This window comes from Castellaniella sp., from assembly GCF_049673105.1.
Taxonomy (GTDB): domain Bacteria; phylum Pseudomonadota; class Gammaproteobacteria; order Burkholderiales; family Burkholderiaceae_B; genus Castellaniella.
This window is the reverse complement of sequence record NZ_JBATXG010000008.1, coordinates 48,249-71,163: the sequence shown is the minus strand read 5'-3', so window position 1 is coordinate 71,163 and position 22,915 is coordinate 48,249. Positions and strand designations below refer to the sequence as shown.

At 64.2% G+C, this 22,915-nt stretch carries 16 protein-coding genes; 9 read left to right on the top strand and 7 right to left on the bottom strand.

From position 1 onward, the window contains the following. Positions 1 to 19 precede the first annotated feature (19 nt). Positions 20 to 703, top strand: a complete 684-nt coding sequence (locus WBF69_RS02855; RefSeq protein WP_424261017.1) for a response regulator — start codon at positions 20 to 22, stop codon at positions 701 to 703. Further along, a complete protein-coding gene (locus WBF69_RS02850; protein WP_424261015.1) occupies positions 690 to 2,105 on the top strand; it encodes a sensor histidine kinase in 1,416 nt (471 codons plus the stop codon). Before WBF69_RS02855 ends, WBF69_RS02850 begins: the two co-directional genes overlap by 14 nt. On the opposite strand, the gene WBF69_RS02845 is transcribed toward WBF69_RS02850, so the two are convergent. Next, the gene (locus WBF69_RS02845) at positions 2,097 to 4,832 is read right to left on the bottom strand and encodes a diguanylate cyclase (RefSeq protein ID WP_424261013.1); all 2,736 of its coding nucleotides are present in this window, start codon (positions 4,830 to 4,832) and stop codon (positions 2,097 to 2,099) included. The genes WBF69_RS02850 and WBF69_RS02845 overlap by 9 nt on opposite strands. Positions 4,833 to 5,050: 218 nt before the next feature. Here WBF69_RS02845 and WBF69_RS02840 point away from each other — a divergent pair, with 218 nt between their 5' ends. From WBF69_RS02840 to WBF69_RS02830, 3 genes are read left to right on the top strand one after another with little or no spacing between them, the layout of a single operon-like run. After that, positions 5,051 to 6,031, top strand: a complete 981-nt coding sequence (locus WBF69_RS02840; protein WP_424261011.1) for a Bug family tripartite tricarboxylate transporter substrate binding protein — start codon at positions 5,051 to 5,053, stop codon at positions 6,029 to 6,031. Between the two features lie 31 nt (positions 6,032 to 6,062). After that, on the top strand, positions 6,063 to 6,500 hold the full coding sequence (locus WBF69_RS02835) for a tripartite tricarboxylate transporter TctB family protein (protein WP_424261009.1): 438 nt from the start codon (positions 6,063 to 6,065) through the stop codon (positions 6,498 to 6,500). After that, positions 6,500 to 8,047: a tripartite tricarboxylate transporter permease gene (locus WBF69_RS02830; protein ID WP_424261246.1), complete on the top strand. Its 1,548-nt coding sequence runs from the start codon at positions 6,500 to 6,502 to the stop codon at positions 8,045 to 8,047. Before WBF69_RS02835 ends, WBF69_RS02830 begins: the two co-directional genes overlap by 1 nt. On the opposite strand, the gene WBF69_RS02825 is transcribed toward WBF69_RS02830, so the two are convergent. The 4 genes from WBF69_RS02825 to WBF69_RS02810 all read right to left on the bottom strand — a co-directional run bounded on the left by WBF69_RS02825 (position 8,048) and on the right by WBF69_RS02810 (position 12,386). After that, positions 8,048 to 9,460, bottom strand: a complete 1,413-nt coding sequence (locus WBF69_RS02825) for a CoA transferase (RefSeq protein WP_424261007.1) — start codon at positions 9,458 to 9,460, stop codon at positions 8,048 to 8,050. A 138-nt stretch (positions 9,461 to 9,598) separates the two neighbouring features. Then, positions 9,599 to 10,726 carry a deoxyguanosinetriphosphate triphosphohydrolase gene (locus WBF69_RS02820; RefSeq protein WP_424261005.1) on the bottom strand — a complete coding sequence of 376 codons (1,128 nt, stop codon included), beginning with the start codon at positions 10,724 to 10,726 and terminating at the stop codon, positions 9,599 to 9,601. Between the two features lie 2 nt (positions 10,727 to 10,728). Next, complete coding sequence (aroB, locus tag WBF69_RS02815) at positions 10,729 to 11,808, bottom strand: 3-dehydroquinate synthase (RefSeq protein WP_424261003.1); 1,080 nt, start codon at positions 11,806 to 11,808, stop codon at positions 10,729 to 10,731. 5 nt (positions 11,809 to 11,813) lie between these two features. After that, entirely contained in the window at positions 11,814 to 12,386 is a 573-nt protein-coding gene (locus WBF69_RS02810; RefSeq protein WP_424261244.1) for a shikimate kinase, read from the bottom strand. Positions 12,387 to 12,567: 181 nt separating this feature from the next. On the opposite strand from WBF69_RS02810, the gene WBF69_RS02805 reads away from it, so the two are divergent. From WBF69_RS02805 to WBF69_RS02790, 4 genes are all read left to right on the top strand, one after another. Further along, positions 12,568 to 15,009: a penicillin-binding protein 1A gene (locus WBF69_RS02805; protein WP_424261001.1), complete on the top strand. Its 2,442-nt coding sequence runs from the start codon at positions 12,568 to 12,570 to the stop codon at positions 15,007 to 15,009. Beyond that, on the top strand, positions 15,009 to 15,173 hold the full coding sequence (gene lptM, locus WBF69_RS02800; RefSeq protein ID WP_424260999.1) for an LPS translocon maturation chaperone LptM: 165 nt from the start codon (positions 15,009 to 15,011) through the stop codon (positions 15,171 to 15,173). The genes WBF69_RS02805 and lptM overlap by 1 nt, the downstream gene beginning before the upstream one ends. A 6-nt stretch (positions 15,174 to 15,179) precedes the next feature. Next, positions 15,180 to 16,451: a diaminopimelate decarboxylase gene (gene lysA / locus WBF69_RS02795; protein WP_424260997.1), complete on the top strand. Its 1,272-nt coding sequence runs from the start codon at positions 15,180 to 15,182 to the stop codon at positions 16,449 to 16,451. 115 nt (positions 16,452 to 16,566) lie between these two features. Then, a complete protein-coding gene (locus tag WBF69_RS02790; RefSeq protein ID WP_424260995.1) occupies positions 16,567 to 19,479 on the top strand; it encodes a putative bifunctional diguanylate cyclase/phosphodiesterase in 2,913 nt (970 codons plus the stop codon). Between the two features lie 52 nt (positions 19,480 to 19,531). Here the strand turns inward: WBF69_RS02790 and ccsB are convergent, their stop codons facing one another. Both ccsB and WBF69_RS02780 read right to left on the bottom strand, forming a co-directional pair. Next, positions 19,532 to 20,893, bottom strand: coding sequence for a c-type cytochrome biogenesis protein CcsB (ccsB, locus tag WBF69_RS02785; protein WP_424260993.1), 1,362 nt, complete (start codon positions 20,891 to 20,893; stop codon positions 19,532 to 19,534). Further along, positions 20,890 to 22,869, bottom strand: a complete 1,980-nt coding sequence (locus tag WBF69_RS02780; protein ID WP_424261242.1) for a cytochrome c biogenesis protein ResB — start codon at positions 22,867 to 22,869, stop codon at positions 20,890 to 20,892. The genes ccsB and WBF69_RS02780 overlap by 4 nt, the downstream gene beginning before the upstream one ends. Positions 22,870 to 22,915 lie beyond the last annotated feature (46 nt).

Here is a 22,915-nt window from a genome sequence, read left to right as displayed (position 1 = left end):
CGGACCTATCATCGATGCCATGCGTATCCTGTTGATCGAAGACGAAGCGGAACTGGCCAACTGGCTGGCGCGCAGCCTGGCGCGCCACGGGGGCTTCATGGTCGATTGGGCCGATGACGCCGAACTGGCCGAACGCCGTCTGGCCGTGGAAGAATTCGACGCCATCATCCTGGACCTGGGCCTGCCCGGCATGAACGGACACGAATTCCTGCGCCGGCTGCGCAGTCGCGATGACCGCTGCCCCGTGCTGGTGCTGACGGCGCGCGACGCCATGGCCGAACGCATCGGGTCGCTGCACGAAGGCGCCGACGATTTCATGCAAAAGCCTTTTGCCATCGAAGAACTGGAAGCCCGGCTGCACGCCCTGATCCGCCGCAGCAGGGGCCGCGAGCACCCACGCTGGATGCTGGGCGAACTGGTGCTGGACATCGGCAGCCAGCGGTTTTTGCACCGTGATACCCCCCTGGCCCTGTCACCCCGCGAATACGCGGCCCTGAAGGTCCTGATGCAAAAGGCCGGCGAACCCATCACCAAGCAGCAGATGCTGGATCGCATCAGCCCCGACGACACCAGCATCAACCTGGAAGCCATCGAAGTGCTGGTGCATCGCCTGCGCAAGAAACTCGCAGACACCGGCGTCCAGGTCGTTACCCTGCGCGGCGTCGGCTACTGTCTGGAACCCGTCCAGCATGTCCCCGACTGAACCCCGCTCACACAGCCTGCGGGCGCTGCTGCTGTGGATTCTGATCCCCGTTCAAGTGGCGGTACTCAGCATCGCGCTCTGGCATTCCAGCCACCAGTTGCACAATCAGATCGACCTGGCCTATGACCGGTCCCTGATCGGCGCCCTGCGGGCCATCGATCACAACATCGCCACCGATAGCGGCGGTCTGGCGGTGGAACTGCCCTACCTGATGCTGGAATTTTTCGAGCTGGCAGCCGACAACGCGGTGTACTACCGCATCATGACCGAAGACGGCCTGGCCGACATCGGCAACCAGGAACTGCCGCTGCCCGATACGCGGCTGGAGTCGAACGTGCCCGTCTTCTATGACCGCGACTATCTGGGCACGCCCATCCGCATCGCTGCTTTGGCCCGGCGCATGGACCCGCCCCTGTATGGACAGGCGCGCGGTCGGGTCATCGTGATGGTGGGCGAGGACCGCAGCGGGCGAGACAGCGTCATCCGCGACATCATGCTGCGCAGCATTGTGCGCGATGCCTTCGAGGTGCTGGCGTCGTCGGGGCTGATCTTCCTGGGAGTGCTGATCGGCCTGCGACCGCTGACACGCCTGTACCGCAATCTGAAAAACCGCCGCGCAGATGACCTGAGCCCCATCCTGGCCCCCGAGTTGCCCCGCGAGGTCCAACCGCTGGTGCAGGCGGTCAATCAGCACGTCGCCCGCTACGCCCGTCAGGCCCGGCGGCAGCGCCAGTTTCTGGACGATGCCTCGCACCAGCTGCGCACCCCGCTGGCGGTGCTGAACACGCAACTGGACTACGCCCTGCGCGAACCCGACCCCGCCGAGGCCCGCACCGCCTTGCTGGCCATGCGTCAGGGCCTGATCCAGGCCCAGCGCACCGCCGCCCAGATGCTGGCGCTGGCGCGCGCGCGCGAATCCGATGCACAAACCGACACCCTGATGCCCGTCGTCCTGGCCCCGCTGGCACAGGACGTCATTCGCCAGCTCTACAGCCTGGCGCGGCAAAAACACCAGTCCATCGCGATGGAAGGCGCCGAATTGGGCGCTACCGTGCAGGGCATCGAATGGCTGTTGCGCGAAGCCGTGCTCAATCTGATGGACAACGCCATCAAATACACCCCGCCTGGCGGTGCGATCACGCTGCGCATCCTGCAGGAACCGGGTCAGATCGTGCTCAGCGTCCAGGATACGGGGCTGGGCATGACGGAAGCCGACATCCGCAAAGCCGGCAAACGCTTCCGGCGCGGTCAAGCCGGCAAACACACCCACGGGGCAGGCCTGGGCTTGGCCATCGCGCATACCATCATGCAGCGCCACCATGGGTCCTTGAGCATCCGCTCGTCAGGCCGGGGCTGCGAGGCCGCGCTGATCTTTCCCGTTTCAGACTCGCGATCAGCCTGAGGCGGACGCCGGATCAGGCGCCGGCTCGTCGAGCCCGGCGCACTCGACACGATTGCGTCCAGCCTCTTTGGCGCGGTACAAGGCGGCATCGGCTTGGCCGATGACTACCTGCACCGCCTGAGGGTCGCCAAGATCCATTTCCGCCACGCCGACACTGACCGTCACGCGACCGCGTAGCCCGTGCTCATGCGGCAAGTCCAGGGCGGCGATGGCAGCGCACACTCGCTGCGCCATCCGGGTGCCGGCCACACGGTCCCGCCCCACCATGATGACGGCGAATTCCTCGCCGCCATAGCGCGCCGACAAATCCCCCGAGCGCTGAAAGGTCTGGCGCAAGACACGCCCGACATGCTGCAACACCGCATCGCCCGCTTGATGGCCGTACGCATCGTTATAGTGCTTGAACCAGTCGACGTCGATCATCAGCAGACTGACCGCCTGCCCTTCGCGCCGGGCACGGTGCCATTCCTGGTCCAGCGCCTCGTCAAACCGGCGCCGATTGGCCAGGCCCGTCAGGCTGTCGGTCGCGGACAGTTCGGTCAGCTGCCGATTGGCCTGCACCAGCGCCTGCGTGCGGTCCGCCACCTGCTGCTCAAGCGCCTGCTGATTGCCACGCAGACGGTCTGCCATGCTGCCTAAAGCCCGCGCCAGCAACACGATTTCCTGCACAGGACTGTGCACCGACGGCGACGCCTGCCACTGCCCATCGGCCAGCCGACCGGCCCAGTGGATCAAAGAATGCAGAGGTCGGGACAACCACCAGGCAGCCGCGGACACCACGATCAGGCCCAACACCCAGAACCCCACAATCAGCAGCCCGACGCGCTGGATGGACTGTTCCGCCGAGCCCGCATAGCGACTTTCCGGCAGGGCCAGCGCCAGCGTCAGCAAAGGCCCGTCGGGCAACTGGATGGACTGCCAATGCGTCTGGTAGCGCTGACCCTGCTCGCTTAAAAGGCGATGACCGACTGCGCGCCCCGATTGCCCGATTTCAGCGCCCACCCGACGGATCATCGGGCTCACGCTGTCCGCCGCCAGGATCTGCTGCGCCTGTCCTTCGCGCGCGGCATACACAGGCCCGCCATCGGATGCGGCCAACAGGCGGCCATCGGGTTCCATCAGAAAGGCGACGCCGCCCAGGCCATCCATTTCCGACGACAGGAACTGGCCGATCCGCGTCAATGCCACATCCGCCGTCAGCACCCCCAGCAACTGATGCCGGTCGTCGTACAGCGGCGCGGCCATGCCTATGCCCATATCGTCGTAATACCCATCGGTCGCCTGAATCGCATATTCGTACGTCGTGTACCAATGCAGGGCGCCCGCCTGGACCGCCGCCTTGAACCAGGGGCGGTCGCGGGGGTCGAAATGCGCATTGCCCGCTGGCAGCTGCGTGCTGCGCCGATTCGCGTCGTCGACCCGATGGATATGCATGACGCCGCCGTCGGTCTGATCGGCCTCCAGGATCCGCAAACCCTGATCCCCTCCGCGCGGCGGACGGCTGGCCGCCAGATAATCGCCGCCCACGGTACTGAAGGACAAGTACGTCAGCAGCGATTGCTGACGCAACTGCAGCAGAAAACTGTGCAACAAAGCCGGCCGGTCATCCAATGACAGCAGTCCGGCCTGCAATTGGCGAATATTGAAGGTGGCGGCGGCGCGCGGCACTTCGAAGAAAGCCGCTACCTTGTCCCGCAACTGGACGGCCAATTCCTCGACCCGCTGCTGTTCCATGCTCTGGACGGTCTGGATGGACGCCGTGAACACCAGCCAGCCGGCCAGACCGATGACCAAGGGCAAAGGCACCAAGGTGGACAGCAGCAAGAGGGTGCGCAAGGACATCAGACCCCCTGCTGGCTTATGGCCCTGACGCCCCTCTGCCAATCCTCGGTGGCGATACAGGACCAGCAGCACCAGCATCATGGTGAGGCCACCGCCCACCCCGCGGATCAGCCAGGCCCGACCACCGTCGTAGGCCAGGTCCAGACGGGGCACGGCGGCCAGTTCCCAGTCCCCATCCAGCAGAGCAATACGGGCCAGGGCGTGGGGCTGATCGAATAGGTTCGGCGAGCCTTCCAGGACGCGGTCGGGCAGATTCGGCCCGGAATCGCTGCGGATGGCCAGACTGAATGGCAGATCCGGCCCCTGCAGCCCCGCCTGCTGCAGGGTGCGGGCCAGATCGACGGTCAAGGCCGTCATGCCCCGATAGACCGGCGCTTGTCCGGGCGCGCCCGGCATGAACAAAGGCGAACGCACGATCAAGCCGACCCGCCCGGTCTGAACCAAGCGGGCGGTGGCGTCGATGACGGTTTCCCGCTGCTGGACCATCTGCCGGATTTTGGACATGAATTCCGGGTGCAGACCGTAATCCATGCCGATCACGCTTTCATTGCCCGCCACAGGATGGATCTGCGTGACCTTCAGGCGATCGACATAGACGACACTGCGGATACCGGTGTGCTGGCGCACCATCTGCGGCGCCAGCACGGCAAAAGGACCGGCTTCCTGCCCCGGCGCCACGACGGCCAGCGCATCGGCCAAACGGCGGCTCAGCGCCAGCAGCGCCTGAAGATCATCCGACAGGCGGCTGGCACGCTCATTGAGCTGCTGCTGCACCTGATCCATGAGGGCGGCCTGATGGCGCGACCGGTCCCAGGATTCCAGCCCGAACGTCGCTCCTATCCCGACCAACAGCAACACCACCACGACGAACAGGACTCTATTCAAGCGACCGCTCCAGCACAGGAACCTTGTATGAAAGTGTGTCATCAAGTGACACGAATGACCAGCCAAAACCGCACGATTTGCGGCTTTCATCCTAGGGTTATCCCGAAACTATGTCATTTTGAAAGCAAATGGAAAGCACCGACTGCTTAAGGTGCCGGAGTACCTGGTCTCTGCTGTTCATTCGTACCAGGCCTTTTCCCACTTAGGAGACTCACGTCATGACTCCCCGATCTTTGTCGCTGTTGTTGGGCAGCACCCTGCTGTCCCTCGGTCTGGCCGCGCAAGCCGCCCCGCCGAAACCCGAATGTATCGCTCCTGCCAACCCCGGCGGCGGCTTTGACCTGACCTGCCGCCTGGCCCAAGAAGGCCTGAAGGCGTCCGGCGCCCTGAGCGATCCGATGCGCATCGTCTACATGCCCGGCGGCATCGGCGCGGTGGCCTACAACCACGTCATCGCCCAGAAGCCCGACGACCCCAACGCCATCGTGGCGTTCTCCGGCGGTTCGCTGCTGAACCTGGCCCAGAAGAAATTCGGTCGCTACAGCGTGGATGACGTGCGCTGGCTGGCTGCCGTCGGCTCCGACTACGGCGTGGCCGTGGTGCGCGACGATTCGCCCTACAAGAGCCTGAAAGACATGATGGCCGCCTTCAAACAGGATCCGACCAAGATCGTGCTGGGCGCAGGCGGTACCGTCGGCAGCCAGGACTGGATGAAGGCCGCCCTGACGGCTCGCGCTGCCGGTGTGGACTATCGCAAGATGCGTTTCGTGGCCTTTGAAGGGGGCGGCGACGCGCTGACGGCCCTGCGCGGCGGTCACATCCAGGCCTATATGGGCGATGCAGCCGAAGCCTTCACCATGCTGGAAGGCGGCGCCCCGATCCGTGTGCTGGCCGTGTTCAGCGACCACCGCCTGCCGGGCAAGCTGTCGTCCGTGCCGACCGCCGCCGAAGAAGGCTTCGACATCGATTGGCCCATCATCCGCGGCTTCTACGTCGGCCCGAAGGTCTCGGACGCCGACTACCAATGGTGGGTGGATGCCTTCAACAAGACCCAGGCCGATCCGTCGTTTGCCGCCATCCGCGACAAGCAGGGTCTGTTCCCCTTCAACAAATCCGGCCCGGAACTGGATTCCTACATCAAGGAACGCGTCAAGGCCTACACCAAGCTGGCCGACGAATTCGGTCTGATCCGTCAATAATTTTTCAATAACTTAAGTACCGGACCTCGCCATGAGTGATCGTTTGTTGGGCCTCTGTGCCCTGATCTTTGCCGGCCTGATGGCGTGGTTCGGCCACGACCTGCAGGCTCCCTTTGCCTATGAACCGGTGGGCCCCCGGGCCTTTCCGATGCTGATTGCCTTGATCATCGCCCTGTGCGGTGCCTGGCTGCTGTACAAAAACTGGAACAAGCCCCGTCGGGGCGAAGCCATCGACTGGCCGCGCCTGATGCTGATGGTGGTCTACATCTTCATCTACGCCCTGCTGTTTGAAACCCTGGGTTTCATCATCGCCACCGCCATCATCACGGTTGTCATCGGTCGCCTGTTCGGCGGCCCGTGGATCAAGATGATCATTGCGGGCATCGTCATGGGCGTGCTGTTCTTCCTCTTATTTGATCGCGGGCTGGACGTCGTGCTGCCGCTGGGCCTCCTGGAGTTCCTGTCATGATGAGCGAAATCCTCAGTCACCTGAGCATCGGTTTCGATGTCGCCTTTTCCTGGACCAATCTGCTGGTCGCCGCCATTGGCTCTTTTCTGGGCACCATGGTCGGCGTACTGCCGGGTTTGGGTCCCATCAACGGCGTGGCCATGCTCATCCCCATCGCCTATGCGATGAATCTGCCCCCTGAAACCGCGCTGATTCTGCTGGCCGCCGTGTACGTCGGCGCTGAATACGGCGGACGCATCAGCGCCATCCTGATCAACGTGCCCGGCGAAGCCAGCGCCATCATGACCACGCTGGACGGCTATCCCCTGGCGCGCAAAGGCCTGTCCAATGTCGCGCTGTCTCTGTCGGGCTGGTCGGCCTTCTGCGGCTCGCTGGTCGCCACCCTGGGCGTCATCATTCTGGCCCCGATCCTGGCCAGCTGGGCGTTGGCTTTCGGGCCGGCCGAATATTTCGTCCTGATCATCTTCGCCTTCTGCTGCCTGACCAGTCTGCTGGGGAACCAGCCCGTCAAAGGCACACTGTCGGCCATGCTGGGCCTGGCGATCGCCACGGTGGGCGTGGACGCCAATTCGGGCGTGTACCGCTATACCTTCGATTCGGTGCACCTGTTCGACGGCATCGCCTTCGTGGTGGTGGTGATCGCCCTGTTCGCCATCGCCGAACTGCTGGAATTGCTGGAATCGACCATTCGCGGGCAGACCCCCGAAGTGCCGCCCAACAAGCGCAAGCTGTTCAACCTGAAAGAACTGCTCTACACCAAATGGACGGTGCTGCGCGGCTCCATCATCGGGTTTTTCATCGGAGTGCTGCCGGGCGCCGGCGCCAGCGTGGCATCCGCCGTGGCGTATTCCAACGAAAAGCGCTACCAGGAAGCCCGCGATCCCGACGCCTGCTTCGGCGAAGGCGACCTGCGCGGAGTGACCGCCCCCGAAGCCGCCTCGACCTCGGCCGCCGTGGGCGCCATGGTCCCCATGCTGACGCTGGGCGTCCCCGGATCGGGCACGACGGCAGTGATGATGGGCGCCCTGACGCTGTACAACATCACGCCGGGCCCGGTGCTGTTCGACACCAAACCCGAATTGGTCTGGGGCCTGGTGGCGTCGCTGTTCATCGCCAACGTCATGTTGTTCATGATGAACATCCCCCTGGTGCGCGTGTTCTCCAAAGTCCTGGCGCTGCCGAACTGGCTGCTGGTTCCCGGCATCCTGTGCATCAGCTTCATCGGTGTCTACGCCATCAACGCCGGCACCTTCGACCTGACCATGGCCGCCTTCCTGGGCCTGCTGGGCTACCTGCTGCGCAAGGGCGGCATCCCCATGGCGCCCATGGTGCTGGGTGTCGTGCTGGGTTCCATGATGGAACAAAACCTGCGCCGGGCGCTGTCCATCACTAACGGTGAACTGCACATCCTGTGGAGCAGCCCGGTGTCCATCGGACTGTGGATCATCTCCCTGGCTATCGTCATCATCCCGCCCCTGATGCGCCGCCGCCGCGCCAAGAAAAACCTGGCGCCCTCGACGCTGTCCGCCATGGCGACCGACGACTGATCACCACCAATCCGGCGGGCTGCTGCGCAGCGCACCCGCCGGCCTGTCCCACCGCCACGGCACATCCCCCACCCTGCAGGGCGCCTGCAGACGATGAGCCGGCCCCCAGGCGGTGGATTCGACAGCAGTCTCATAAGCATCCGATGGAACCGCCCCCAAAGGCGGTTCCGTTTTTTCATGAGTGTCTGCCAGGGCATCCGACGTCAACAAGGCTGCCGTGCGCGCCAGCGACGCGCGCCACTGGCTGCCCTGTGATCGTTCCCGCCGGTCAAGCAGCCCCTTCAACACGCAGGCCGCCATCCAGTAGCCCGTTGCCTGATCCAGCGCCTGCACCGGCAAGGGGTCCGGTTTGCAGTCCGGACGGCCTGGCCAGGCGATGCCGGTGCTCATCTGCACCAGGCTGTCAAAACCCCGGCGGGCGCACCAGGGGCCGGTCCATCCCCAGGCGTCCAGACTGACATCCACCAGGCCTGGGCGCAGCCGCTGGCGGACATCCGCACCCAAACCCAGGCGATCCAGCGCATCGGGCCGGTAGCCATGCACCAGCACGTCAGCCTGCGCCAGCAGCCGCCTGAAGCGGTCCAGCCCCGCTGGATCGCGCAGATCCAGCTCGGCGCAGCGCTTGCCCACGGTGACTTCCGGCACCATGCCTGGCTCTTCCCAGTCCGTTGGGTCCAGACGCAGCACCTGCGCCCCCCAGGCCGCCAGAAAACGGGTACAGACCGGCCCTGCCAGCACGCGGGTCAGATCCAGCACCCGCACCCCCGCCAGCGGTCGGGCGGCGGATGAGGCATCGCCCTGAACCCAGACCGGTCCGCCGTGCTCCACGGCGCCAGTCCAGGCTGTCCCATCCTGCCGATGCAGCAAGGGCTCGGCAACAACGGCCAGGCCCTGCGGATGTCGCCGCCACTGCTCGGGCGGGCGCAAGGCGGCGGCACACGCCGCCTGTTCGACCAGCGCCGCTTCCAGATCGGTCGCCGACCAGGCGCGCACCCGCGCCGCCACCTGATCCCGCTCGGCGCCGTCGGGCAGATCCAGCACGCGCAAAGCCCGGCGCCGATGGTGCGCGGCATTGGCATGCAGGCGGATCCAGCCGTCCGCAGCGGCGTAATCGCCCGTCACGGCATCGCGTACGGCAGGCAACTGCCAGTCCTGAGGTTTCAGGGTATGCGCAAACCACCAGGATGCCAGGGGCCGGTCCAGTCGGACCGGCGGCGGGGACGCGGGGTTGATCCAGCGCGCCAGCATGAGAGCCGCCGCACCGATGCTGGCGCAGGCCAGATCCGTCACCGGATAGCGCGACGCCAGGACACCTTTGCCGTCAATCTGGATGGCGTCGTGCGCATAGGGTTCGTCCAGCGCCGCCAACGCGGCGCGCAGGAAAAAATCGAAAACGGAATTACCGAGGTTCATGGACGCACCTCCTGTTTAATCAGGCACAGGGCAGTCCGCAGGGACTGCCATATGCCACGATCACCCCACCTCGTGGCCTGCAGGCCACTCGGATTAATCAGGCACAGGGCAGTCCGCAGGGACTGCCCTGCGTCCAGATTAATCCATCCGAAAAATCGCGTGGTGTTCGCGGATGGCGTAGCGGTCCGTCATGCCGGCGATATAGTCTGCAATAGCGCGGGCCTGAGCCACGGAGTCGTCGCGCCGGTATTCGTCGGCCAGCAGTCGGGGATCTTCCTGAAACGCGCCGAACAGATCGCGCACGATGCGCCGCGCCTTATAGGTCATGCGCATCACTTGGGCATGCCGGTATAGATTGTTCAGCAAAAACTGTTTCAGCGCGTCGGCCTGCACGCGGATGGCATCGGAAAAGGCCGCGAGCGGCGGCCCGGTGCGCACGGCATCGACACTATCGGGCTGCAAGCGGGCGATATTGGCCGCGGTTGTCCGTGTCAGATCCAGCACCAGGGTGTTGATCATGGCGCGGATGACCTCGGACACCAGACGCTTGGATTCGACATCGGGATAGCGGCGGCGCACCTGCTCGTGATGCGCGGCGAAGATATCCAGATCCAGCAGTTGTGGCACGGTGATCAGGCCGGAACGCAGCCCGTCATCGATGTCGTGATTGTTATAGGCGATTTCATCGGCCAGATTGGTCAGCTGGGCCTCTAGCGAAGGCTGTGTGCCATCCAGGAAACGGGCGCCCACCGGTCCCAACTGGCGGGCATGACGGCGCGAGCAGTGCTTCAGGATGCCTTCGCGGGTCTCGAAGCACAGATTCAGACCGTCAAAGGCCGCGTAGCGTTCTTCCAATTCGTCCACCACCCGCAGGCTTTGCAGATTGTGCTCGAAACCGCCCGCCTGCGGCGCGAATTCGCGCAGGCAGGCATTCAGCTCATCCTGACCGGCATGGCCGAACGGCGTGTGCCCCAGGTCGTGCGCCAGGGCGATGGCTTCGATCAGGTCTTCGTGCACCCCCAGATTGCGCGCCAGGGTGCGGGCGATCTGAGCGACCTCGATGCTGTGGGTCAGGCGGGTGCGAAACAGGTCGCCTTCGTGGTTCAGAAAGACCTGGGTCTTGTATTCCAGCCGGCGAAACGCCGAGCAGTGCACGATGCGATCGCGATCGCGCTGGAAATCGCTGCGCCCCTGGGGCGCGGGTTCGGGATGCTGGCGCCCGCGCGTGGCTTCTGGATGGCAGGCATACGGGGCCAGCTGCACCATGGTCAGACCTCGGCCCCGGCGGGCAACAGGGGCCGGACCAGGGCATCATCCACCGCCTGCACACCGGCGCGGCCCAATTCGGGCAAGAGCACGTAGCGGATATGCCGGCCTTCGGTTTTTTTATCCACCCGCATCAGGTCCAGCCAGCGGTCCGTCCCCAGGCCGGGCGCCTGCACGGGGCAACCGATGGCCTGAACCAGGGCGCGGATGCGATCCACTGCCGCGCGGTCCAGACCGCAGACGCGGGCGGAGAGTTCCGCCGCCATGACCATGCCGCAGCCCACGGCCTCGCCATGCAGCCAATGGCCATAACCCAGGCCGGATTCAATCGCATGCCCAAACGTATGACCAAAATTCAGGATGGCGCGCAGCCCGGATTCACGTTCGTCCTGCGACACGACCCAGGCCTTCAGTTCGCAGGCGCGGCGCACGGCATATTCAATGGCGGCATCTTCCAGCGACCGCAAGGCCTGCACATGGGATTCGCACCAGGCAAAAAATTCCGCATCGGCGATCATGCCGTATTTGATCAGTTCGGCCAGGCCGGCGGAAATTTCGCGCGCCGGCAAGGTCGCCAGGACACGGGTATCGATTTCCACGGCCAGCGGCTGATAGAACGCCCCGATCATGTTCTTTCCCAGGGGGTGGTTGATGGCGGTCTTGCCGCCCACCGAAGAATCCACCTGCGCCAGCAAAGTAGTCGGCACCTGGATGAAACGCACGCCGCGCATGTAGCAGGCGGCGGCAAAGCCGCACATATCGCCCACCACCCCGCCGCCCAGCGCCACCAGCACGGCCTTGCGGTCCAGGCCGGCAGACAAGAGCGCATCGAAAATGCGGTTCAGCGATTCCCAGGTCTTGAATTGTTCGCCATCGGGCAATTCGATCCAGACGAGCGGCTTGCCGGTCGCCGCCAACGTCGCCCGCACCCGATCCCCCATCAAGGCCGACACGGTGGTGTTGGTGACGACGGCCAGCGCCGTGGCATCCGCCGGCAGGCTGCCGGCCAGCGCGTCCAGCCGGTCGGGGCCGATATGGATGGGATACTGCCCGCCAGGGGTCGAGACGTGAACGGTATGCATAAGACCTACTGTAAAGGATGAGCGGGCAGCGCGGCCAGCAAGCTGCGCACGACCTGCGCAATGGGCTGGTCGACCGTGTCCTGCCGGATGGCAGCCACGCTGTCGTACAAGGGTTCGCGCTGCGCCAGCAAATCGGCGATGCGCTGACGGGGGTCTTCGGTGCGCAACAGCGGGCGATTGCGGTCCCGCGCCACGCGCCGGTACAGTTCGTCGGCGCTGGCGCGCAGATAAATCACGCAACCGCGCTCGCTCAGCATGCGGCGGTTTTCCTCGGCCAACACGGCGCCGCCGCCCGTGGCCAGCACCAACCCCGGTATCCGGGTGTATTCGTCCAGCAACGCCGTTTCACGCCGCCGGAAACCGGCCTCGCCCTCGATGTCGAAAATCGTGACGACGCGCACCCCGCAACGGTCCTCGATGGCATGATCCAGATCGACGAATTCCCGCCCCAACGCTGCCGCCAACTGGCGACCGATCGTGGTTTTGCCCACCCCCATCATGCCCACCAGAAAGATCGGCGCGGCCACGTCCTGGGCGGAACCTGGGAGAATGTCGGCGTCGGCGGGGACGGATTCCATCGGCATGAGAGTGCAGGTCGGGGTTGGTTTACCTGTATTATCGCATTGGCCGATGCAACAACTCCGACGCCCCATTCTGTGCGCCGGCAGATGCTAGGCACACCGCATTCGCAGCATCCGGTTACATAGACTCCGCCCCGGATCTCTGGTCCGCTTTCGCCAGGCTTTACAATCGCCTCTGATGAGAACCACCAAAACCCCCTCCAAGGCCAAGGCGCCTGCCCGTTCCTGGCTCACGCGTCTGGTCCTGAAGGCGTTCGTCCTCTGCGCAGGCATGGGCGTCTGTGCCGCCTTGCTGCTGTCGCTGGCGCTGGCGCTGGCCTGGCCCAACCTGCCCGATCTGCACGCCATGACCGATTACCGGCCGCGCGTGCCTTTGCGCATCTACACGGCGGATCAGGTGCTGATCGGCGAATTCGGCGAAGAACGCCGTAACGTGCTGCGCTTCGATGAAATCCCGGACATCATGAAATCCGCGATTCTCGCCGCAGAAGACGACCGTTTCTACCAGCACGGCGGCATCGACTGGACCGGCGTGCTGCGCGCCGCCATCGCCAACGTGGTGAACATGTCCAAGACCCAGGGCGCCAGCACCATCACGATGCAGGTCGCGCGAAATTTCTATCTGTCGTCCGAAAAGACCTACACCCGGAAATTCTACGAACTGCTGCTGACCTTCAAGATCGAAGCCACTCTGACCAAGGACCAGATTCTGGATCTGTACATGAACCAGATCTTCCTGGGACACCGGGCCTACGGCTTTGCCGCCGCCAGCCGCACGTATTTCGGCAAACCGCTGGCGGACATCACGGCAGCCGAAGCCGCCATGCTGGCGGGCATCCCCAAAGCCCCGTCGCGCTTCAATCCGATCTCGAACCTGGCGCGCGCGAAATCTCGTCAGGCCTACGTGCTGAACCGCATGCGCAGCCTGGGCTATCTGAACGACGCCGAATACCAACAGGCGAAAGACCAGCCCATCGTCATCAAGTCGGCTGCCGGCACGCCCAGCGGCCGTTATGCCGTGCATGGGGAATATCCGGCTGAACTGGCCCGCCAGCTGCTGTACGGCGTCTATCAGGATGACATCTATTCTCGCGGCTTCAACATCTACACCACCATCCAGTCCAAAGACCAGGAAGCCGCCTACGAATCCCTGCGCAACGGCGTGCTGGACTACACCCGCCGGGCGCCTTACCCAGGCCCCGAGGAAACCGTCAATCTGCCCGCCGGCATCGAAAACCAGCCAGAGGCCTTCAACGACATCCTGGACTCAGTCCAGGAAAAATACCCGGATAACGGCGACCTGCTGACGGGCATCGTCCTGTCGGCCAGCCCCACCGAGGTCAAGGTCGCCCGCAGCCCCAGCGATATCGTCAGCATCACCGACAAGCGCGCCTTGCGGGTCGTGGCGCGCGGCCTGGTCGCCAACGCCAAAGACGCCGTGCGCATCCAGCGCGGCTCCGTGGTCTATGTCCGTCAGCAGGATGACTATTGGGAACTGCTGAACAAACCCAGCATCCAGGCGGCCCTGGTGTCGCTGCGGCCCCAGGATGGCGGCATCGTCGCCATGGTGGGGGGCTTCGATTACGAAGAAGGCAAATTCAACCGCGTGACACAGGCCTGGCGTCAGCCAGGGTCTTCGTTCAAGCCCTTCATCTATGCTTCCGCGCTGGAACGCGGGCTGACGCCGGCCACGCAGATTTCCGACGAACCCTTTTCCCTGACGGCGGAACAGACCGGCTCCAAAGCCTGGAACCCGAAGAACTACGGGCGCACCTACGAGCCCATGCTGACCATGCGGCAAGGCCTGTACAAATCGAAGAACATGGTGTCGATCCGCATCATGCAGGCGGTTGGCCCGCAGTACGTGCAGGACTACATCACGCGCTTTGGCTTTGACCGGTCCCGCCAGCCCGCCGTGCTGCCGCTGGCCCTGGGCGCCGGCAGCGTCACGCCCCTGCAGTTGGCGGGCGGCTTTGCGGTCTTTGCCAACGGCGGCTATCGTGTGCCGCCCTACCTGATCGACCACGTGACCGACAGCAGCGGCAAAGTCATCATGCGCGCCCGCCCGACCATCGCCGGCGACACCCTGGCCCGGGTCATCGACCCACGCACCGCCTACGTGATGGACGACATGCTGCGCGGCGTGGCGACGTACGGCACCGGCGCGCGCGCGCACCGCGAGCTGAAACGCAACGATATCGGCGGCAAGACCGGCACGACCAACGATTCGCAGGACGCCTGGTTCGCAGGTTTCACGCCCAAGCTGGTCGCCGTGGCCTGGATGGGCTTTGATCAACCCAAATCCATGGGTCAGGGCGAAACCGGGGGCGGCGCCGCTCTGCCGATCTGGATCGGCTACATGCGCACCGCCTTGGCCGGCCAGCCGGAAGTCCCGCCCGGCCCCATGCCTAGCGGCCTGCTGCGCGCCGACAATGATTTCTACTTTGCGGAATTCCCGCCCGGCACCGCAATCGCCCGCGTCGGCCTGCCGGCGCCCGGCGATCCCTTGCCTGGCGATCAGCCCTCCGGACAGGACGGGATCGGCGCCCTGCTGGACCGGCTGCACGGGCAAAACGACAGCGATGCCGCTGTTCCCCAACCTGTCCGAGTGCCCTTCTGATGATGTCGCGCCCCCTGATCCGTTCTTCCGCCGCCTTGACCGTTGCCTGCCTGGCCCTGCTGCTGGGCGGCTGCGGCATGAAAGGCCCGCTTACGCCGGCCACGCCGCCGCCCGCCGCCGATGCCACTTTGGTGGCGCCGCCCACCGTCACCCCTCAACCCTGACCGCCCATGACCGCTGCCCCCCATTTCCCGCTTCGGGACGGTGTCCTGCATGTTGAAAACCTGCCGTTGAGCGATCTGGCCGACCGTTATGGCACGCCGCTCTACGTCTATTCCCGCGCCGCCCTCAAAGAAGCCTGGCAGCGCTACGAATCGGCGATCGCCGGGCGCAACGCGCTGATCTGCTACGGCGTCAAGGCCAATTCCAATCTGGCCGTGCTGCACGAATTCCAGCAACTGGGGTCTGGCTTTGACATCGTGTCGGGCGGCGAGCTGGCCCGCGTGCTGGCCGCCGGCGCCGACCCTGCCCGCATCGTGTTTTCCGGCGTGGGCAAACAGGGTTGGGAAATCCGCCAGGCCCTGGCGGTCGGCATCAAGTGCTTCAACGTCGAATCAGCCGCCGAGCTCGAGCGCCTGGCCGACATCGCCCAGGAAATGGGTGTGCGCGCGCCGGTGTCGCTGCGCGTGAACCCCGATGTGGATGCCAGAACCCATCCCTACATTTCCACCGGCCTGAAAGAAAACAAGTTCGGCATCGATATCCTGAAGGCCCCCGCCCTGTACCGCCAAGCGCGACAGATGCCCGGGCTGGAGATCGTCGGCGTGGACTGTCACATCGGTTCGCAGATCACCCAGATCAGCCCCTACCTGGACGCTTTGGACAAGCTGCTGACCTTGATCGACGTCCTGGCCGCCGACGGCATCACCCTGCGGCATCTGGATCTGGGCGGCGGACTGGGCATCCGCTACACGGATGAAACTCCGCCTCACCCCGCCGAACTGTTGGACCCGGTCTTTGCCGCCTTGCAGGCGCACGGACTGGGCCACCTGCAAGTGATCCTGGAACCGGGCCGGTCTCTGGTCGGCAACGCCGGCATCCTGCTGACGCGAGTGGAATACCTGAAACACACCGAAGTCCGCAATTTCGCGATCGTAGACGCCGCCATGAACGACCTGATGCGGCCTGCCCTGTACGAAGCCTGGCACGGCGTGATTCCCGTGCAGCCACGCACCGGCACCCGGACAGATACCTACGACATCGTCGGGCCGATCTGCGAAAGCGGTGACTGGCTGGCCCGGGCGCGTCAGCTGCCCCTGGAACAGGGCGATCTGCTGGCCATCGAATCCGCGGGTGCCTATGCCTTTTCTATGGCCAGTCAGTACAACACGCGCGCGCGCGCCGCGGAAGTGCTGGTCGACGGCACGCAGCACTGGCTGATCCGCCCACGCGAATCGGTTCAGGATCTGTACGCCCAGGAACGCATCCCGCCTCGCACCTGAAACCGCTGGGCGGCGAGACAGGCTAAAATCCACACGCTTTTTGCCGTAAAGCGTGTATCGCCGCAATCCGCCCGAAACATGCGGGTTGCGAATCCCTGTCTCACCCGGCCGCTGCATGTCACCACCGAAGGATCTCGCCTCCACGCCTCACCCGCCAGTCGCCGTCAGACATGGCAGTTCACGCGTTTTCCTCATCCATTTTCTGCTGCCGCTGCTGCTGGGCCTGGGCGTGCTGCTCAGCGCATGGCTGTTGCCCCCGCACCACGCCAGCCCGTCTGGTCAGGGTATTGCCACGCATTTCATGCCAGGTCAGTTCGATGGCCCCTATCATGCCGCTTCGGCGCTCAAGACCAGCCCCACCCGTCTGTCCCAGCAAATGCCGACCGGTCCCGCCTGGCTGCTGGCCAACCTGAATCCGCAGTCGGGCTCCGACAGCACGCCGCCGCCGGCCTTGCTGATCCGCAGCATCCTGATGGCAGCGCCGACCTGCTGGCTGCAGGACGAACAGCAAGCCGGGTTGTTGATCGCCCTGCCCTTCCAGGAAAGCATCCTGGGGTACAGCGCCGCGATCCCCGCCGCAGCGGCGGCGACTCAGATCCTATGCTCACTGGACCTGGCGATTCCCGGCCAGCTGTCCATCGAACAATGGCAGTCCACCGATCTGGCGGTGTCCAGATCCCATCAGGCCTATTCCCTGGGGCTGCTGGAAGGCGGCCTGCTGATGCTGGCTGCCTTCATCGCCGTCATCGCCCTGACGACCCGCGACCACCTGTACGTGCTGCTGACCTGCTGGGTGCTGTGCAATTTGCGCCTGGGCGCCTGGGCGCTGGGCTGGGACCAGATCTGGCTGGGGCATCAGCTACCGCCGGACGCCCTGATCTGGTCGCGCAAACTGACCCTGCTGCTGTCCTTCACCACCACCTGGCTGCTGTTTACCCGTCTGTTTCGCCAAGGTCTCAGCATCGGTCTCCATCGCAGACTGCAGCAGATGGGCCTGCTCTCGTCCGTCCTGCTGTTGCTGCCCCTGGCGATGCCATCCTACGGCATTCTCCAAACCGCCAGCTTCCTGGCGGCCTGGGTGGGCATCGCGCTGGTCGCCACCATCCTGATCCATGCCCTGTTTCGTTTGACGACCCGGTCCTTGTTCTGGCACACGCTGGCCGTCTGCCTGGCGGTCATCGTCATGGCGACGGGGCTGGTGCTGATCGGCTTGGGCCAGAGCGCGGTGTTCAGCACCTGGCTGGCCACCGGCCTGTTTCTGGGCTGCAACCTGCTGGTGGCGCTGGCCACCGCCAACCGCACGCGTGAAGACCGTCAGATGCGTCTGCGCCAGCGCAACGAACTGATCGTCCATGATTCGCTATCGCCGCTGGGCCTGTTCACCCTGGGCGCCACCCGCCATTTCGAACATCTGAACCCCAACGCCCGCACCATGCTGCGTATCCAGCCCGAGGCGGAAATCCCCGCCCTCAACTGGAGCTCTTTCTTTCAGGACGTCGATTGGGTGGCCGTCTCGCTGGCGACAGAAGAAGGCCGCGACACCGAGATCCAGCAGATCGACATCGACCCCAAAGCGCCCATCCGCAATTTCCTGCTGCGCGCCACCTTGGTCGGCAGCCGCATCGAAGGCTCTTTGCAGGATGTCACCGCCCGCACCGAAACCCTGCGCAATCTGCGCCTGATGACGGATCACGATGCGCTGACCAACACCCTGAACCGCCGCGGCATCGAAGACGCCATGCAGGCCGCCATCCAGGATCTGCAACAGTCCGGCACGCCTTGCGCCTTGTCCTTCCTCAGTCTGGACCACCTGAAGCGCGTCAACGATCTGTTCGGGCATTCCGCCGGCGACCAGCTCTTGCAACTGGCCTGCGATCGCCTGAAATATGCGCTGACCGAGCAGCAGAAACTAGGCCGCATCGGCAGCGATGAATTCATCATCCTGTTCCCGAAGATCCGCGCCCGCGAGGCTCAGCGCATCGCCCAGGACATGATCGACAGCCTGAACAGTTCACCCTTTTATGTGGGCGATCGCGCCTTCCAGATCAAAAGCGCCATGGGCCTGATCGATCTGGACCCGCGCATGCGCCCCAAAGACGCTGTCGCCGCCGCCACCCGCGCATGCCGGGATGCTCGCAAACAGCATCAGGACCTGGTGCTCTACGAGGAAAACGCGCACGAACTGTTCGACCATATCAACGAACTGCGCGTGTTCGAGCAGCTGGAACAGACCGCGCCCCCCGATGACATCCATCTGGTCATGCAGCCCATCATGTCGCTGCGCCATCCCCTGCAGACCCTGAACTTCGAGGTCTTGCTGCGAGTGCGCAGCAATGATGCGCACCCTCTGCAGACCCAGAAGATCATCCAGGCCGCCGAAGACAGCGGCATGATCACGGTCATCGACAAATGGGTGTTTTCCACCGCCCTGCAATGGATGGCTGAACATCATGAGCAGCTGGGCCAGACCCAGCAGATGAACATCAATCTGAGCGGAGTGTCCCTGAACGACGATCGCTTCATCGACACGCTGTTCGGCATTCTGACCCAGCAACCGCAATTCACGCGCCGCCTGTGCGTCGAAATCACCGAAGGCGTGGCTCTGCAGGATCTGGAACGCACCCGGCAGTTCATGCGCCGCCTGCAGCGCATGGGCGCCCGCGTCGCCCTGGATGATTTCGGCGCGGGCTATACCTCGTTTTCCTACCTGAAGGAACTGCCCGCCGATACGATCAAGATCGACGGTTCGCTGATCCGCGACATGCTCAATAGCGAAGCCAACATCGCCATCGTCAACAGCATCGTGGATCTAGCGCACAACCTGGGCATGGAATGCATCGCCGAATGGGTGGAAGACGTCGCCACGCTGCGCACCCTGACCGAGATGGGGGTGGATTACGTGCAGGGTTATGTGATTTCAGCCGCCCGATCGCCGGCGGATATCCTGGTCCACGACAATATCCTGTCCCTGATCGCCAATCCGGCTGCCAAAGCTTACGTCGAGGAAATCAGCGGCAAGCGGCCCTGATGATCCAGGCGGGCCGCCGGAAAACGGCGGCCCATCAGGCACTGCGGCAGGTTTACAGTTCGCCGTAGGAATGCAGCCCGGACAGGAACATGTTCACCCCCAGGAAAGCAAAGCTGGTCACCAGCAGACCGCTGAGCGCCCAGTACGCCGCCATCGACCCGCGCAAACCCTTCATCAGGCGCATGTGCAGCCAGGCCGCATAATTCAGCCAGACGATCAGCGCCCAGGTTTCTTTCGGGTCCCACTGCCAGTAGGTACCCCAGGCATCGGCTGCCCACAAGGCGCCCAGAATGGTCGCCACCGTGAAGAATGCAAAGCCCACGGCAATGGCCCGGTACATGATGTCGTCCAGGAGCTCCAGCGACGGCAGACGCTGGGCGATCGGCGCGCGAAACGCCAAAATCGTCCCCACCAGCAGCGCACCGATGCCGAAATACAGCATCCAGGTGAGCGACAGTTCGCGCGAACCGAAGACAAAGGGCTCGGCGCACAGCACGGCGCCCAGCAGAAAGACCGGCACCAGCGGTTTCCAGCTACGCGTTTCCCCATGCGATTTGACCAGATAGGCAAAGCCCACCATCGCCGCCAGGCTGAAGGTGCCGTAACCGATGAAGTTCGCCGGCACGTGCAGTTTCATCCACCAGCTTTTCAGGGCGGGCACCAGCGGCTGGATCTGATAGGCTTCCCGGGTAAAGGAATACCACAACAGGAACACCACCAGAGACGTCACGACCAGCAGCACGAAACCGCCCAGCGCCCTGGTCGCGTAACGACGCTCGTAGTACAGATAGAACAGGGCCGTGATCAAGGCCATCAGGACGAAGACCTCGTACAGATTGCTGACGGGGATATGACCGATATCCGGCCCCATCAGATGGCCTTCGCGCCAACGCACCAGCAGGCCGGTCACGCCCGCGTACACGGCGGACCAGGTCAAGACCGTGCCTAGCCAGGCAGCCGTCTGGCTGACGAAGCCCGCCCAGTAGCACACCGTGGCCAGCACGAACAGCGCGCACATCCACAGAATGGCGGATTGCGAGGACAACAGGTATTTCAGCAGAAAGACGGATTCGGCACGCGACAGGTCGCCCTGCAGCAAGACGCCTGTCGGGCTGTAGAGCCAGACGGACAGCAGGGCGCTGGCGCCCGCCGCGATCATCAGCACCCGCAGAGGGCGCCACAACCAGCCCATCCAGCTGAACAGAACCACCGCCCCGATCAGGATCAGTTTTTCGTAGTAATCCATGAACTGGCCGTAAGTGGTCAGCGCATGACCGGCCCCCACCGCCAGCAGCAGGAAAAAGGCCAGATCGGTCCAGTTGGGCCGACCACGCCGACCCCGGTGATCGCCGCTGGTGTTCATATCCTGCAGCCACAGGGTCGTGGCATCATGCGTCAGGGTATCGCTTGTCATTGGGAGCCTCCGAGGCGGCGCAGCGCATCGCGCAAACGCTCAAATTCGTGATTGAAGTCCAGGTTGCGGCGCTGCGTGGTCATGGCGGCCAGCCAGCTGCTGCCCGTCTCCGACGGGCGAATCCAGACCCACACCCGCCGTTCGCGGATATAGAACATGGAAAACACGCCCAATACCAGCAACAGGCAGCCGATATAGACGGTGATTTTGCCAGGGCTGCGCGCGACCTGAAAGACGCTGGCCTGAACGTGCTCGAAAGTCGACAGCTGCAGCGCCACAGGAGCAGGATAATCCGGAAGCGTGGCCAAGGCCAGAACGGACAGCCGCAGCCATTGCGCCTGGCGTTCGGCCTGTGAACCATCTGACGACAGGGCCGGCAGGTGCTGTCGTTCCCGCATCAGAGCGCGCAATTCCTGCAGGCTGAGCTGGATCATGGGCACGGCGAAATTCAGGATCTTTTCCCGCTGATCCGCCGGTGCGGATTCGATGATGCCGTTAAAGCCCCGCTGGGAAAATGTGCGCAACGCCCCCTGGGCGGCCTGGAACATCAAATCGCGCTGTTCGCCGTCGGGCGCGTTGGCGGCGGCAAACCGGCGGGCGGCTTCTTCGCGCTGAGCGGGATCGGCCAAGGCGGCGCGCAACTGCATGAATTCCTGCATCGTGCCCTGATCGTCGGCGGGAATGCGCAGATAGCGATAGGCCTCGGACGGGGTATTGCGGGTGCCCAGCAAAAACATGGGGAAGCCATCGACCGCCACCGGCAGCATGTACTGGGTGAATTCGTGGGCTTGGCCGTCTGCCCCGATCAGGCGGTACTGGACGCTGGGGCCGACGTTGCGCAGGTTCTCGTCGCGCGCGCGCGCCGCGCTGCCGGTCACCGCGGCCACATCGCGGATCAGGCTGGTCGGCTGCGGATCGCCGGCAGCGGCCATGTTTTCCACATTGATGACGCGCAAGCCGGTGTAATCCACCGTCTCGCCTCCCAAGGCCGCCGGCAGTCGGGCCTGGCTGCCCACTGCGCCGGACAGTTCCTGGGGCTGCGCCTGCGTACCCGACAGCGGCCAGGCCTTCAGAGCGAGGGTGCTGCCCCCGTCGTCGAAGCTGGACTGATACACCGTGACCCCTTTGTAGTGCAGGGGCTCATTGACCTGAATGGTGCGCTCGAAAGAGGCGCCGGTTTCCAGATCCGTGACCACCACATCGCTGCGGAAGTCGCTGGGCATGCCGGTGTCGTAGTAATCGATATAGAATTTTTTCAGATGGATCGTGAATGGCAAGGGCTGCAGCAGCACCCCCTGACCCGCCGCGATGATGCCCATGCTGCTTTGTTTGCCGTCGGGGATCAGCATATTGGCGCGAAAGCTGGGGTTGCGCGCCGACAGCCGCCCGGATTCGGGCACGTCGGAAATCAGCATATTGCCCACGATGGGCTGTTTGTCGAATAACCAGGTCTGCAGACGCACGGGCAGTTCGCTATCCAATAGCCCGCCCAGGCAGATCACGACGATGGCGACGTGCGCAAAGATATATCCCAAGCGGTTGGCCGCCCCCTTTTTGGCCGCCACCATGCGGCTGTCGCCATCCACGCGCACGCGATAGCGAAAGCCCTGGCTGCGCAGCAGGGCGCCCACCTGTTCCACGGCCTGATCCGGGGCCAGCGCGCTGTCCACGTCGACCTTATGGTGGAAGGCTTTCAGGCTGGAACCGCGCACATATTCCCGAAACGTCCGCATGTCGCGCAGCATCTTGGGCGTGTTGCGCATGACACACAGGGTCGTGGACACGACCAGAAAGGCCATGATCAGCAAGAACCAGGGGCTGTTGTAGATATGCCAGATCGAAAACTGATCGAATACGGCGAACCAGAAAGGCCCGAACTGATCGATGTAGGTATTGGCGGCCTGGTTCTGCGGCAGCACGGTGCCGATCAGGCTGGCCACGCAAATGAACACCAGCAAGCTGATGGCGAAGCGCATCGAACCCAGTAGTTCGACGACGTCAGCACCCCAGGTGCGGGAACGG